Here is a 14,264-nt window from a genome sequence, read left to right as displayed (position 1 = left end):
AAGGCCGACCATGACATGTCCATCGGGTGCTGCCGAAGACCACCCCGAGCCCATCACGCTCAACTTGCACGACGTCTCGCCGCCTCATCTCACCGAGGCGACGGCGCGGCAGGTTGAACTCGAATTGGGCTGGGGCAGGCTCATTTTCGGTCAGACGTTCGCCGACACCGGCGCACTCGTCGAAACGTTGCGCAACGAAGCGCCCGGGCGCCGTGACGTGTGCATCTACGCGCGCGAGTCCCACATCGTCGTGGCGCACGCACCGACCGAACTGTTCATCGACCCCAGCCACACCTATCGTCTGCGCTTTGACGGGGCGGCGGAACCAGCCCGGGTGCCGCAGGGCGTGACGGTGCGCACCCTGCGTTCGCCGGACGAGGCCGATGCCATGAACCGGGTCTTCGTGCGGTGCGGAATGATCCCGGCGCCGGTCGAGACGATCTGGGACAACCAACTGCACGTCGACGCCGTCACATACCTGGTCGCCGTGCGTGACGACGACGGCGCGGTGATAGGCGCGGTCACGGGCGTCGACCACGAGGTGCTCTTCTCGGATCCCGAGCGGGGCTCGAGCTTGTGGACGCTCGCCGTCGATCCCGCCGCCGCGCTGCCGGGCGTCGGGGAAGCGCTGACCCGCTCCATGGCCGACCGCTTTCGTCAGGACGGACGGGCCTATCTCGACCTGTCGGTCGCCTACGACAACGACGGCGCGATCGCCCTGTACGAGAAGCTCGGTTTCCGGCGCGTCCCGGTGCTGGTGGTCAAACGAAAGAACACGATCAACGAGCCGCTGTTCACGTCGCCGCCGGAAACCGTTGACGACCTGAACCCGTACGCGCGGATCATCGCCGAAGAGGCCCGCCGGCGGGGTATCCGGGTCGAGGTGCTGGATGCCGAGACCGGAGAGATGCGCCTTTCCCACGGCGGCCGCACCGTCGTCACCCGCGAGTCGCTGTCCGAGTACACCTCGGCGATCGCGATGTGCCGTTGTGACGACAAGCGACTCACCCGGCGTCTGGTCAAGACGGCCGGCATCGTGGTCCCTCCGGCGCGGCTGGCCACTTTCGACGAAGCCGACTACGCGTTCCTCGACGAGATACACGAGGCAGTGGTCAAACCGTGCCGGGGCGAGCAGGGGAAAGGCATCACGGTCGGGGTGACTGCCGACCAGGGGCCAGATGAGCTTGCCGCGGCCCTGGCGCGGGCCAGGGAGCAGGACCCGGAAGTGCTGATAGAAAAACGTGTACACGGCGACGACCTGCGGCTGGTGGTAATCGACGGCCGGGTGGTGGCGGCCGCGTTGCGGGTGCCGCCCGAGGTCATCGGTACCGGCAAGCACAGTGTCCGCGAATTGATCGAGGCCGAAAGCCGGCGGCGTTCTGCCGCCACCGACGGTGAGTCGCGTATTCCGCTCGATGACCTCGCGCGGGAGACGGTCCTCAAGGAGGGCTGGCAGCTGGACGACGTGCTTCCGGAGGGCACCCTGCTGCGCGTGCGTGCCACCGCCAACCTGCATCAGGGTGGGAAACTGCAGGACGTCACCGGCCGGGTGAACGAAGAACTGTGTCGGGTGGCGGTCAAGGCGGCCGAGGTCATCGGGATCCCGGTGGCCGGCGTCGACCTACTCGTCCCCGACGTCACCGCTGCCGATTACTCCTTCATAGAGGCGAACGAGCGGCCCGGACTGGCAAACCACGAACCCCAACCGACGGTGGCGTCGTTCGTCGACTTCCTGTTTCCCGGCCAGCCCCGGCCGCCGCTGCCGTGGACTCCGGAGGAGTCGCGCGCAGACGCCTAGACTGTGACCGCCTCGGCGGCCGCCGGCTCTTGCTGACTGCGGCGCTTCCTGCTGCGGGCTATGCAGACGGCGGCCAGCACCAGGCAGATGGTGGCCGGAACGATCAGGGCGTGGCCCCCGATGCGCGCGCCGGCCAGCAATCCGGCCACCGCGCCCGTCAGGAACAGCAACAGCGTGGCGGACAGGATTGCGGCCTTCCATTTGTCGATGCCCTCTTGGCGGCTGCGGCCGAGCATCAGCCCGAGATCCGTCACGGTGCCGGTGAAGTGCGTGGTGCGCACTGCCATCCCGCGGAAACTCGACGTCAGCCCGTTCTGCAGACCGAGCGCGGAGGCGGCCAGCAGCGCCTGCACTGCGGTCTCCTCGATGCCGGAGCCGAGGATCAGGGATTTGAGGTCGGATTCTTCGATGCCGGCGGCGGCGAGCAGGAGCAAGGTCGCCTGAATTGCCAACACCGCGGCGTGGCGGGTGCCGATCGGGACGCGCTTGGACACCAGCAGTGCTCCGGCCAGGGCCGCGCCGACGAGGAAGCCAACCAGGATGGCCAACAGGACGTGACTTTCGTAGCGCCAGGGGTGTGCCCGGTCCATGCCGATCTGGGTAGTGATGCCCGTGAGATTGCCCACCGGAACGGCCATGATCAGGATGGCCACCGCGTTCACCCATCCGGCATTCATCGCGAGAAGTGAACTGTAGGCGAGCATGCGGCTTTGCGCGGACATGATTGATCGCTTCCCCCAAAGCTGATTCTTCGCCGAAGTCTAACAATCAGGTCACGATGCGAAACGCGGCTTCTAGCCGCTTTCATAGAGAACGCAGGGCCCCCGGGAACAAAGTGGGAGACCGTGCCGTTAGCATGATCGACAAGTTGAGTGAAACAGACTCAAGTCTGGGTTGACATCTTAGGGTCTGCCGGAGCAGTCTTGAGCGGGGTTCACTCAGCATAGTGCAACACAGAAGCTCTACACATTCAGGAGGAATCACTATGGCTCGTGCGGTCGGCATCGACCTCGGGACCACCAACTCCGTCGTCTCGGTTCTGGAGGGTGGCGACCCCGTCGTCGTCGCTAACTCCGAGGGCTCGAGGACGACTCCTTCCGTCGTGGCGTTCGCGCGCAACGGCGAAGTGCTGGTTGGGCAGCCCGCCAAGAACCAGGCGGTCACCAACGTTGACCGCACCATTCGCTCGGTCAAGCGGCACATGGGCACGGACTGGTCCGTGGACATCGACGACAAGAAGTACTCGGCGCCTGAGATCAGCGCCCGGGTGCTGCAGAAGCTGAAGCGCGACGCGGAGGCCTACCTCGGTGAGGACATCGCCGATGCGGTCATCACCGTGCCCGCCTACTTCAATGACGCTCAGCGTCAGGCGACCAAGGACGCCGGTCAGATCGCCGGCCTCAACGTGCTGCGCATCGTCAACGAGCCGACCGCGGCCGCGCTGGCCTACGGTCTGGACAAGGGCGAGAAGGAACAGACCATTCTGGTCTTCGACCTCGGCGGCGGTACCTTCGACGTCTCGCTGCTCGAGATCGGCGAAGGTGTGGTCGAGGTGCGTGCCACCAGCGGTGACAACCACCTCGGTGGCGACGACTGGGACGAGCGCGTTGTGCAGTGGCTGGTCGACAAGTTCAAGGCAACCAGCGGCATCGACCTGACCAAGGACAAGATGGCGATGCAGCGGCTGCGGGAAGCGGCCGAGAAGGCCAAGATCGAACTGTCCTCGTCGGGCAGCACGTCGATCAACCTGCCCTACATCACCGTTGACGCCGACAAGAACCCGCTGTTCCTCGACGAGCAGCTGACCCGCGCGGAGTTCCAGAAAATCACGCAGGACCTCCTGGACCGCACCCGTCAGCCGTTCCAGTCGGTGATCAAGGACGCGGGTATCTCGGTGGGTGACATCGACCACGTGGTGCTCGTCGGCGGTTCGACCCGTATGCCTGCGGTTACCGAGCTGGTCAAGGAGATGACCGGCGGCAAGGAGCCCAACAAGGGCGTCAATCCGGACGAGGTCGTCGCCGTGGGCGCCGCACTGCAGGCCGGTGTCCTCAAGGGCGAGGTGAAAGACGTTCTGCTGCTTGACGTTACGCCGCTGAGCCTGGGTATCGAGACCAAGGGTGGCGTGATGACCAAGCTCATCGAGCGCAACACCACCATTCCGACCAAGCGGTCGGAGACCTTCACCACGGCCGACGACAACCAGCCGTCGGTGCAGATTCAGGTCTACCAGGGTGAGCGCGAGATGGCCTCGGCCAACAAGCTGCTCGGCAGCTTCGAGCTGACCGGTATCGCCCCGGCTCCACGCGGTGTTCCCCAGATCGAGGTCACGTTCGACATCGACGCCAACGGCATCGTGCACGTCACGGCCAAGGACAAGGGCACCGGCAAGGAGAACACGATCCGCATCCAGGAGGGCTCCGGCATCTCCAAGGAAGAGATCGACCGGATGATCAAGGAGGCCGAGGCGCACGCGGACGAGGACCGCAAGCGTCGCGAGGAGGCCGACGTCCGCAACCAGGCCGAGACGCTGGTCTACCAGACGGAGAAGTTCGTCAAGGAACAGCGCGAGGCCGAGGGCGGTTCGAAGGTTCCCGAGGACACCCTGAGCAAGGTGGAAGCCGCGGTGGCCGAAGCCAAGACGGCTCTGGGCGGCGACGACATCAGCGCGATCAAGTCGGCGATGGAGAAGCTGGGCCAAGAGTCCCAGGCGCTCGGACAGGCGATCTACGAGGCCGCACAGGCCGAAGGCGCCGCCGCCGGTGGCGGTCAGCCCGGAGGCGGGTTCGACCAGGGCGGCTCGGATGACGTCGTGGACGCGGAGGTGGTCGACGACGACCGGGAGTCCAAGTGACGGACGAATTCCCACAGGAGCCGGTGACGGTCACCGACAAACGGCGGATCGATCCCGAGACTGGTGAAGTACGGCACGACTCTCCCGGCGCTTCGGCGCCGGGAGAGCCCGGTCGGCCTGCCGGTGGTGCCGGTTCGCCGGATGCCAGTTCGTCTGCCAAAGTGGCGGAGCTGACCGCCGACCTGCAGCGGGTGCAGGCGGACTTCGCCAACTACCGCAAGCGGGCGATGCGCGACCAGCAGGCCGCGGCCGATCGGGCCAGAGCCGCGGTGGTCGGTGAGCTGCTGCATGCGGTGGACGACATCGAGCGGGCACGCAAGCACGGCGATCTGGAATCCGGTCCGCTCAAGGCCGTGGCCGACAAGCTGATGAACGTGTTGACCGGCCTGGGGCTCAAGCCTTTCGGTGAAGAAGGCGAGGACTTCGATCCCGTCCTGCACGAGGCCGTGCAACACGAAGGCGGCGGCGGTCCGGACTCCAAGCCGGTTATCGGCACCGTGATGCGGCAGGGCTACCAGCTCGGCGAGCACGTGCTGCGCAACGCATTGGTGGCGGTTGTCGACACCGTCGGCGACGGATCCGCCGAGCCGGCGCGGGCCGATGCGAACGAAGACACGACCGATAACACCGACGGCTCCGGTGACTAATTCCACTTTCAGGGCACAGAATCAACGAGGAAGGTAAGGAGGTGACGCGGTATGGCTCAGCGTGAGTGGGTTGAAAAAGACTTCTACAAAGAGCTCGGCGTCCCCTCCGATGCCGACGCCAAGCAGATCAAGACCGCCTATCGCAAGCTGGCCTCCGATCTGCACCCGGACAAGAACCCCGCGGGGGCCGAACGGTTCAAGGCCGTCTCTGAGGCGTACAGCGTCTTGTCTGACGAAGCGAAACGCAAAGAGTACGACGAAACCCGCCGGCTTTTCGCCGGCGGCGGCTTTGGCGGCCGTCGGTTCGATGCGGGTAACTTCGGCGGCTTCGGCGGAGGTGGTGATGGCGCCGAGTTCAACCTGAACGACTTGTTCGACGCCGCCGGCCGGTCCGGCGGCGCCAACATCGGCGACCTGTTCGGCGGTCTGTTCGGGCGGGGTGGCACCACCCGGCCCAGCCGGCCGCGCCGCGGCAACGACCTGGAGACCGAGACGGAACTGGATTTCGTCGAGGCCGCCAAGGGCGTCGCGATGCCACTGCGGCTGACCAGCCCGGCGCCGTGCACCAATTGCCATGGCAGCGGTGCGCGTCCGGGCACCAGCCCGAAGGTGTGTCCCAACTGCAACGGCGCGGGTGTGATCAGCCGCAACCAGGGGGCATTCGGATTCTCCGAGCCGTGCACCGAATGCCGGGGCAGCGGCTCGATCATCGAGCATCCGTGCGAGGAGTGCGGTGGCAACGGCGCCACCACCCGTACCCGGACCATCAACGTGCGGATCCCGCCGGGCGTCGAGGACGGCCAGCGGATCAGGCTGGCCGGGCAGGGTGAGGCCGGATTGCGTGGCGCACCCTCGGGTGACCTGTACGTGACCGTCCATGTGCGCCCGGACAAGGTTTTCGGCCGCGACGGCGACGACCTCACCGTGACCGTACCGGTCAGCTTCACCGAATTAGCTTTGGGCTCAACGCTTTCGGTGCCCACGCTGGACGGCAAGGTGGGTGTCCGGGTGCCCAAGGGCACGGCGGACGGCCGCATCCTGCGGGTACGCGGCCGGGGTGTGCCCAAACGCAGCGGTGGCAGCGGCGACCTGCTCGTCACCGTCAAGGTCGCGGTCCCGCCGAACCTTGAGGGTCCTGCCCAGGAGGCGCTGGAAGCCTACGCGGCGGCCGAGCGGGCCAGTGGATTCGACCCCCGGGCGGGATGGGCAGGTAATCGCTGATGGCCTCCAAAAAAGAGGAATCACGGACCTTCCTGATCTCAGTGGCCGCCGAGCTGGCCGGGATGCATGCGCAGACCCTGCGCACGTACGACCGGCTCGGCCTGGTCAGCCCGGAGCGCACCGCCGGAGGTGGCCGCCGGTACTCCGAGCACGACGTGAACCTGCTGCGCGAGGTGCAGCGCCTGTCTCAGGACGAGGGCGTGAACCTCGCCGGCATCAAGCGCATCATCGAGCTGACCAATCAGGTCGAGGCGCTGCAGTCCAGGCTCAAGGAGATGGCCGAGGAACTCGCGGTGCTGCGCGCCAACCAGCGTCGCGAGGTCGCCGTCGTGCCCAAGAGCACGGCGCTGGTCGTGTGGCAGCCGCGCTCGCGCCGCTGAGTCCGGGCTTCAGACCCGGATCGAAAATGCGGTGCCTGCGGCCTCGCCCGGGACCGCTGATCGGTAGCCCCCGCGGCGCAACGCATCGGTCGGTGCGGCCATGGGCTCGAAGCAGATCACGTCCTCACCAGGGGGTGCGAAGATCTGCGCCGCTGGGTAACCCCGTTCGAAACGCACCTCGATGCGCCGGCCGCCGGCGCTGATCGCAAAGACGGCCCCGTCCTCGACCCCGTCGTAGGCGTCGTCGAAGGTGTCCGAGCCCAGTCGCTGCGAACTGGCCGGTTGATCGACGGCCTGCCCGGTCGGCAGGCCGCGTTCGTCGAGAGCCAGATGGCGCAGCGGCGGCGTGTCGATCACCCATTCGGCGCGGTCGGTACCGGGCAACTGCAGGTACGGGTGATAGCCGAAGCACAACGGCACGGCGCGATCCCCCGTCGGCGTCACGGTGGTGCGGACCGTCAGCGTCCGCTCGGCCAGGCGCACCGTCATGGCGAGCAGATGCGGGTAGGGGAAGCTGGCCAGCAGTCGCTCGTCGGCGCCGAAATCCAGCTCGGCGCTGACTTCGTCGGATGACTCTGATGTCACACGCCAACCCGGGTATGCGGCCAGGACGCCGTGGATCGGCAACCCCGCGGGGTCGGTTCGCACCCCATTCTCGCCGGGCCGCAGCGTCACGGACACGCCTTCGGCCTCATAGGTGTTGGCGCTCAACCGGTTCGCCCACGGATACAGCACGGGAATGCCCATCGTCTTGCCATCGGCAAGGTAGGCCTGCAGGCCGCGGCGCTGGCCGAGCAACTCCACGCCCTCGTCGGTCAACGAGGTGCCGATCATCCCGGCGCCGGGCACGAATTGAGCCGCCACCGATGACGATGGGTCGCGCAGCGTGACGACGTGCACCGGGTCCTCCTCGGGAACTAACGCGACAGCGGGTCGTGCTGAATAAGTTCGGGCGGGGCGCCCTTGGCGATGAGCGCGGCCTTCGTCGCGCGGACCATCTGGGGGCCGCCGCAGATCAGAATCTGCCGGTCACCCCAGGCGCCGTACCTGGTGACCACATCCGGCAACCGTCCCGTCTGGCGCACGTGCAGCCCACGCGGTGGCGAGACGTCGGGATAGTCGGCGGCCCAGGCCGGATCGTTGTTGTATTCCGATACCGGCGAGACCGACAACCACGGATTGTGCGCCGCCACCTGCCACAGCGTGCGCAGGTCGTAGAGCTCGCAGCGGTAACGTGCACCGAAGAACAGATGCACCCGCGGGTTCACCCCGAAGCGGCTCAGGTCCATGATCAGCGTCCGCAACGGAGCCAGGCCGGTGCTGCCCGCGACCATCAGCACGTCCCCGCCGTCGCGGTCGACTCGCAGTCCGCCGTGCGGGCCGGACAGCCGCCACCGGTCGCCGGGCCGGGTTTCGCCGACGATCGCGTTACTCACCAGGCCGCCGGGCACGACACGGACGTGGAACTCGATGCCGCCGCTTGGGTCGGCAGGAATGGCGGGGGACAGGTATCGCCAGCGGCGCGGGCATTGCGGAATCTGCACGTTGACGTACTGCCCGGGGTGGTAGTGCAGCGGGCGGTCCAGATGCAGCCGGACAACCGCCAGGTCGCGGGACACCCGGTTGTGTTCGATGACCGTGCCGTCCACCCAGGCGGGCGCGTCGTCGGAGTCGGCGGCGCCGCTCATCACCCCGGCGAACAGGTTCAGCGACTGGTCGGCGGCCTCCTGGACCGCGTCGGTCCAGAAGCTGCCGAGGTGGCTGCGCAACGTGGAATACAGCGCGCGTCGCAGTGTCTGATAGTGCGCCGGCAGTACACCGTACTTGCGGTGATCGCGGCCCAGCTGGGCCAGGAAGGCCACCGGCTCGTCGGCCCGCTGGGCCACGAGCTCGCCGTACAGCCAGTGCATGGCCTGGGCGAAAGCCGCTCGCTGGCCACTCATCTCGGGCGGGAACAGGTCGCGGACCGAGGTGTCCAGGGCGAACCAGTGGTCGTAGAAGCGGTGGACGAGCTCGGTGCCGCCGGGTGCGAAGGCGTCCCGCAGCACCTGCAACGCATCCCGGTCCTCGAGCCCCACGGACGCCGATTCTAAGCCGAGGGCTCGCCTGGTGCGGCCGACTGAATGCGGCCCGGACTGAGTTCCGGCGAGGCTTATGCGGGTCCGCCGTTACCGCCGGCGCCGCCAGAGCCGGGCGTCGGACTGGAGGCAACGGTCCCAGGCTGGCCGTCGGTGCCGGGTCCGCCGGTACCGTTGCCGCCGTTGCCTCCATTGCCGCCGTTGCCACCGTTCTGGGGAAAACTACCCGCCCCGTTGTTACCGCCGTTGCCGCCGCGGCCGCCGTTTCCGCCGGCGCCACTGCCATTGCCGTTGCCGCCGTTGCCACCGGCCCCCGCGTTGCCCCCACGGCCGGAGGCGCCGCCTTGGCCGCCGGCGCCGCCGGCGCCGCCGTTACCGCCGGGTCCACTGTCGGCCTCACCGCCGTTGCCGCCCAGACCACCGTTGCCCCCATTTTCCGCAAGTGGGATCTGGGCGCCGCTGGGCGCAGCCGCCGCCACACCGCCGTAGCCGCCGGTTCCGCCCGCGCCACCCGCGCCGCCCGCAGCGGTGCCTGATCCGCCGGCACCGCCGTTGCCGGCGGCCCCGCCGTGGGCAGCGGTGTTACTTCGGTTGCCGTAGCCACCGTCGCCGCCACGCCCTCCGGTACCGCCGAGGTAACCCGAGCCACCCGACCCGCCATTGCCACCATTGCCGCCGTTAGCTGAGGCGGTGTAGTTGTTCAAGAAAGTGGCGTCGCCGGCGGCTCCGCCCGAGCCCCCGGCTCCCCCGGTTCCCCCTTTACCACTAGTGAGGGGGGCGTTACCGCCCGCGCCACCCGCCCCGCCCGTGCCACCGTTGACATTGCTGTTTCCATTAGTGCCGGCGCCACCAGTGCCTCCGGTACCGCCGGTGCCGGCAGTCCCGGCAGCGCCTCCTGCTCCCGGGGTGCCAACGGCGCCACCAGTTCCGCCGGTGCCGCCGGTGCCGGCCGCGGCCGAGGAGGTTGCCGCTGCACCGGTGCCGCCGGTACCGCCGGTACCGCCGGTACCGGCCGTGCCGCCATCGCCGGCCTTGGCGCCGACGCCGCCCGCCGCACCACCTTGGCCTCCCTGGCCACCCTGCCCGCCTACGCCGCCGAGGCCACCCTGGCCACTGTTTCCGCCGCCGGCGGGTGTAGTTCCGTGCGCGCCGACGCCGCCCGCACCCCCGGTGCCTCCGGTCCCGCCCTGCCCGCCTTGGCCCCCGTCACCATTGACGGCGCCCACCCCTCCCGTGCCGCCTTGACCGCCCAAACCGCCGCCGAGTCCGTTGCCGCCCGTGCCGCCGGGCGTGGTGCCCGTGCTCCCGGTGGCGCCAGTGCCGCCTTGGCCGCCCTGCCCGCCAGTGCCCCCTGCTCCGGCGTTGCCAGGCGCGGCACCGGATCCGGCGGTGCCGGCAATGCCGCCAGATCCACCAGTGCCACCCGTCCCTGGGCCCTCGGTCGTCGTGCCGGTCGCCCCCTGACCCCCGGTTCCGCCTGCTCCTCCGGTGCCGGCGTTGCCGCCGTTGCCGATCTTGCCGGCTCCGCCTGCACCAGTGCCGGCTTGCCCGCCCTGCCCACCTTGCCCGCCGACTCCACCGGTGCCGCCTTGGCCGCCCTGTCCGGAGGTTCCGCCGCCCGCCGGGATTGTCCCGAACGCGCCACCGCCGCCGAAGCCGCCTTGGCCGCCTTGGCCGCCTTGGCCGCCTTGGCCGCCGTCGCCGTTGGTGCCGCCGAGGCCTGCCGAGCCGCCCGTGCCACCGGTGCCGCCCACTCCACCTTGTGACCCTGTGCCGCCCGCGCCGCCCGGGGCGGTGCCGGTGCTTCCGAGGGCGCCCTGGCCGCCTTGGCCGCCCTGGCCTCCGGTGCCGCCGGCGCCTGCATTGCCAATGGTGGATCCGGTACCAGCTGTGCCAGCCGCACCGCCGGTACCGCCCGCGCCACCAACGCCGGGACCCTTGGTGCTGTTCCCGGTGGCTCCCTGGCCGCCGGTACCTCCGGTGCCGCCAGTGCCGGCCGTGCCGCCTTGACCGCTGTTGCCGGTTGTGCCTGCGCCGGCGCCGGATTGGCCACCCTGGCCGCCCTGTCCTCCGATGCCGCCCTCGCCGCCCTGGCCACCTTGACCGGCGCCACCCCCGACGGGGGTGATTGCTTGCGAGCCCTGGCCGCCGGTTCCGCCGGTTCCGCCGGTTCCGCCCTGCCCGCCTTGGCCTCCGTCGCCATTGGTTCCGCCGACGCCCGCGGTGCCTCCGGTGCCACCTATGCCGCCGACGCCGCCTTGGGAGCCGGTGCCTCCGGTGGTGCCGAAGGCGAAGGGACCGGCGTCCACTCCAGCGCTGCCGGCGCCGCCCTGACCACCTTGTCCGCCGGTACCACCCTTGCCCCCACCGCCCGGGGTGGCGCCGACACCGGCTTGGCCGGCGCTGCCCCCGGTGCCGCCGGTGCCGCCAGTACCCGGACCGTCTGTGGCTGTGGCGGCTGCCCCTAGGCCGCCGGCGCCTCCCGTCCCCCCGGTGCCAGCGGTGCCGCCGCCGCCGACGTTGCCCATTGCGCCGGCGCCGGTGCCTGCTTGTCCGCCCTCCCCGCCTTGGCCGCCGCTACCACCCTGACCGCCTTGCCCGCCCTGACCGCTGGCACCACCGGCAGCGGGGGCCGTTCCTTGGAGACCGGCGCCGGCGACGCCGCCGGTGCCGCCCGTTCCGCCCTGGCCGCCCGAGCCGCCGTCACCGTTAGTGCCGCCGAGCCCTGCGGTGCCGCCGGCGCCGCCCTTGCCGCCCTTGCCGCCGTTGTGGCCGGTCCCGCCGGTTGCTGCGGCGGTCGTGGTGTCGGCGCCGCTTGCACCGTCGCCGCCTTGGCCGCCGGTGCCGCCGGTGCCGCCGGTGCCTGCCGCGCCGGTGGTGCCGGTGGCGCCTTGTCCTTGTCCGGCGCTGCCGCCGGCGCCGGCTGCGCCGCCGGTGCCGCCCGTGCCTCCAGTGCCGCCGTCGCTGTTGGTGCCGGTGATGCCGGTGCCGCCCGTGCCGCCGGTGCCGCCGCTGCCGCCTTGGCCGCCGGCGCCGTTGGCGCCGCCCATTCCGGCCGTGCCGCCTTGGCCGCCTTGGCCGCCGGCACCGCCGGAGTAACCGGTGGCGTCGCTGCCGTCGGCCAGAGTGGCGAAGGGGCCGCTTGCACCATCGCCGCCTTGGCCGCCGGTGCCTCCGGTGCCGCCGGTGCCTGCCGCGCCGGTGGTGCCGGCGGCGCCTTGTCCTTGTCCGGCGTTGCCGCCGGCGCCGGCTGCGCCGCCGGCACCCCCGGTGCCGCCGGTGCCGCCGTCGCTGTTGGTGCCGGTGATGCCGGTGCCGCCTTGCCCGCCGTCACCGCCTTTGCCGCCGGTGCCGCCGGTGCCGTTGAGGCCGCCGGGTCCGGCGGTGCCGCCTTGGCCGCCTTGGCCGCCGGCGCCGCCGGCGTAGCCGGTCGCGTCGCTGCCGTCGGCGAGGGTGGCGTTGGGACCGGCGGCGCCGGAGCCCCCGTCACCACCGCGACCCCCGGTGCCACCGGAGCCGGCCGCGCCGGCGGTCCCCGCGGCACCGGCGCCAGTGCCTGCCGCGCCGCCGGCTCCGGCGCCGCCACCGGCCCCGCCCGCGCCACCTTGGCCCCCGACGCCGGTGGTGCTGGCACTGCCGCTGCCGCCGTCACCGCCGAGGCCACCAGTGCCGCCCTGCCCACCGCGTCCATTGGTTCCGCCCGCGAACGCCGAGCCGCCCTGGCCACCCTGCCCGCCTTGGCCGCCGGCGGTTCCCGCGCCGCCCGTACCGCCGTCGCCGGTGGCCGCCGAACCGTTGTGGCCGGCCCCGCCCTCACCCCCCTGGCCGCCGGTCCCGCCGTCGCCGGCGACACCTCTGACACCCGCGTGCCCGCCCGGTCCGCCCGCCGCGCCGCCCGCGCCGGCCGCCCCGCCGTGCCCTCCGTTCCCGCCGACGCCGCCGGCGCCGGCGGCCGAGGTTGCGGTGGCCGCTGCGCCGGCACCACCTGTTCCGCCGATTCCGCCGACACCGCCGGATCCGCCGACGCCGCCGTCGCCCGCGACGCCGAGGAAGAGAGCGCCGGTGCCACCTGTCCCGCCCCTGCCGCCGGTTCCACCGGCAAATCCGGTGTCCCCTTGCTGAGCCGCCAAGCCGTTGGCCCCGGCTGAGCCTGCTCCGCCGGCGCCACCGGCCCCCCCGTGCCCGCCGTTGCCCATCAGTGTCCCGCCGAACCCGCCGGGACCGCCGCCGCCGCCATGCCCCCCGGAGCCGATGCCGGAGGCCCCGCCGGCCAGGCCGGCGCCGCCGGTCCCGCCGGTCCCGCCATTGCCGAAGAGGGCGGCGCCGTGGCCGCCGGCCCCGCCGACACCACCGTTGCCGGTGCCGTTGGCGCCCATTCCACCGGCTCCGCCGTGGCCGCCATTGCCATACAGGAATCCTGCACTTCCGCCGGTGCCCCCGCCGGCGCCAAGGCCGCCCGCTCCGCCGGCACCGCCGCTTCCGATCAGCAGTCCACCGCGGCCGCCATTGCCGCCTGAGGCACCGATTCCGCCGGCCCCGCCCTGGCCGCCGCTGCCCAACAAGCCGGCCGGCCCGCCGGCACCGCCGGCTTGTCCGGCTGCCCCTGGTGCGCCATTGCCGCCATTGCCCAGCAGGATTCCGCCGGCCCCGCCGTTACCACCGGCCGTCGTCGCGTTGGCGCCATCACCTATCAGGGGGCGACCGAACAAGGCCTCGCTGGGGCCGTTCACCATGTCCAAAAGGCCGCGCAGCGGCGCGATGTTGGCCGACTCGGCACTCCCGTAGGCCGCGCCGGCAGCGGTCAGAGCTTGGACGAACTGGTCATGGAACACAGCGGCCTGGGCACTCAGTGCCTGGTACTCCTTGCCGAACGTCCCGAATAACGCCGCGACCGCCGCCGAAACCTCATCGAGACCGGCCGCCGCCACCACCGTGGTGGGTAGCGCCATCAATCCGTGTGCGGTGCGTAGCGAATTTCCGATCCCACTGAGGTCCGACGCGGCGACTGCCAGGCCGTCCGCTGAAAATAACAACGCCATATCGAAAACCCTCCGACGGCAAGGAATCCGGCAAAGCACGGAGCGAAATTAACGGACACGTTACCTATGTCGTGAACCGATGAGTGCAGTTTCCGCAAACACTCATATCGGAGCATGAGCTCCTCGGCCGCGGGCTGTGCGGCGTCGCGTGCCGGGGGCTCGCGCGCACCCCTCAAAAAAGTTAGAGTTGAGCGGAACAGACTCAACCTTGACGGCGTTGACCTACGCGAGAAGATTTTTACCTACG

The 14,264-nt window shown here is 70.6% G+C and carries 9 protein-coding genes; 5 read left to right on the top strand and 4 right to left on the bottom strand.

Translation table 11 applies throughout. The features are described 5' to 3' along the window. Positions 1-10: 10 nt before the first annotated feature. A complete protein-coding gene (gene ngg / locus ACNQS7_RS16620) occupies positions 11-1,798 on the top strand; it encodes an N-acetylglutaminylglutamine synthetase (RefSeq protein ID WP_418013387.1) in 1,788 nt (595 codons plus the stop codon). On the opposite strand, the gene ACNQS7_RS16615 is transcribed toward ngg, so the two are convergent. Next, positions 1,795-2,520, bottom strand: a complete 726-nt coding sequence (locus ACNQS7_RS16615) for a YoaK family protein (RefSeq protein ID WP_418013385.1) — start codon at positions 2,518-2,520, stop codon at positions 1,795-1,797. The two genes, ngg and ACNQS7_RS16615, sit on opposite strands and share 4 nt — an antisense overlap. A 263-nt stretch (positions 2,521-2,783) precedes the next feature. Between ACNQS7_RS16615 and dnaK the strand changes: the two genes are divergently transcribed. From dnaK to ACNQS7_RS16595, 4 genes are read left to right on the top strand one after another with little or no spacing between them, the layout of a single operon-like run. Next, positions 2,784-4,652: a molecular chaperone DnaK gene (dnaK, locus tag ACNQS7_RS16610; RefSeq protein WP_055581563.1), complete on the top strand. Its 1,869-nt coding sequence runs from the start codon at positions 2,784-2,786 to the stop codon at positions 4,650-4,652. Further along, complete coding sequence (grpE, locus tag ACNQS7_RS16605; protein WP_418013384.1) at positions 4,649-5,299, top strand: nucleotide exchange factor GrpE; 651 nt, start codon at positions 4,649-4,651, stop codon at positions 5,297-5,299. The genes dnaK and grpE overlap by 4 nt, the downstream gene beginning before the upstream one ends. Positions 5,300-5,350: 51 nt before the next feature. Further along, complete coding sequence (gene dnaJ / locus ACNQS7_RS16600) at positions 5,351-6,520, top strand: molecular chaperone DnaJ (protein ID WP_278802220.1); 1,170 nt, start codon at positions 5,351-5,353, stop codon at positions 6,518-6,520. After that, the gene (locus tag ACNQS7_RS16595) at positions 6,520-6,900 is read left to right on the top strand and encodes a heat shock protein transcriptional repressor HspR (protein WP_055581560.1); all 381 of its coding nucleotides are present in this window, start codon (positions 6,520-6,522) and stop codon (positions 6,898-6,900) included. The genes dnaJ and ACNQS7_RS16595 overlap by 1 nt, the downstream gene beginning before the upstream one ends. A 9-nt stretch (positions 6,901-6,909) precedes the next feature. On the opposite strand, the gene ACNQS7_RS16590 is transcribed toward ACNQS7_RS16595, so the two are convergent. From ACNQS7_RS16590 to ACNQS7_RS16580, 3 genes are all read right to left on the bottom strand, one after another. Beyond that, positions 6,910-7,800, bottom strand: coding sequence for an aldose 1-epimerase (locus tag ACNQS7_RS16590; protein WP_418013383.1), 891 nt, complete (start codon positions 7,798-7,800; stop codon positions 6,910-6,912). Positions 7,801-7,817: 17 nt separating this feature from the next. Then, entirely contained in the window at positions 7,818-8,978 is a 1,161-nt protein-coding gene (locus tag ACNQS7_RS16585; protein ID WP_418013382.1) for an FAD-binding oxidoreductase, read from the bottom strand. A gap of 74 nt (positions 8,979-9,052) precedes the next feature. After that, entirely contained in the window at positions 9,053-14,017 is a 4,965-nt protein-coding gene (locus ACNQS7_RS16580) for a PE family protein (RefSeq protein WP_418013381.1), read from the bottom strand. Positions 14,018-14,264: the final 247 nt, after the last annotated feature.

It is taken from the genome of Mycobacterium sp. 23 (assembly GCF_048287075.1).
GTDB classification, from domain to species: Bacteria; Actinomycetota; Actinomycetes; order Mycobacteriales; family Mycobacteriaceae; genus Mycobacterium; species Mycobacterium gordonae_B.
The sequence above is the reverse complement of the archived record's forward strand: the minus strand, read 5'-3'. Positions and strand labels throughout refer to the sequence as shown.

Bases quoted from the DNA above. Each gene is read 5' to 3' on its own strand.
- ngg (WP_418013387.1), top strand. From the start codon at position 11: ATGACATGTCCATCGGGTGCTGCCGAAGACCACCCCGAGCCCATCACG.
- ACNQS7_RS16615 (WP_418013385.1), bottom strand. From the start codon at position 2,520: ATGTCCGCGCAAAGCCGCATGCTCGCCTACAGTTCACTTCTCGCGATG.
- dnaK (WP_055581563.1), top strand. From the start codon at position 2,784: ATGGCTCGTGCGGTCGGCATCGACCTCGGGACCACCAACTCCGTCGTC.
- dnaJ (WP_278802220.1), top strand. From the start codon at position 5,351: ATGGCTCAGCGTGAGTGGGTTGAAAAAGACTTCTACAAAGAGCTCGGC.
- ACNQS7_RS16595 (WP_055581560.1), top strand. From the start codon at position 6,520: ATGGCCTCCAAAAAAGAGGAATCACGGACCTTCCTGATCTCAGTGGCC.
- ACNQS7_RS16580 (WP_418013381.1), bottom strand. From the start codon at position 14,017: ATGGCGTTGTTATTTTCAGCGGACGGCCTGGCAGTCGCCGCGTCGGAC.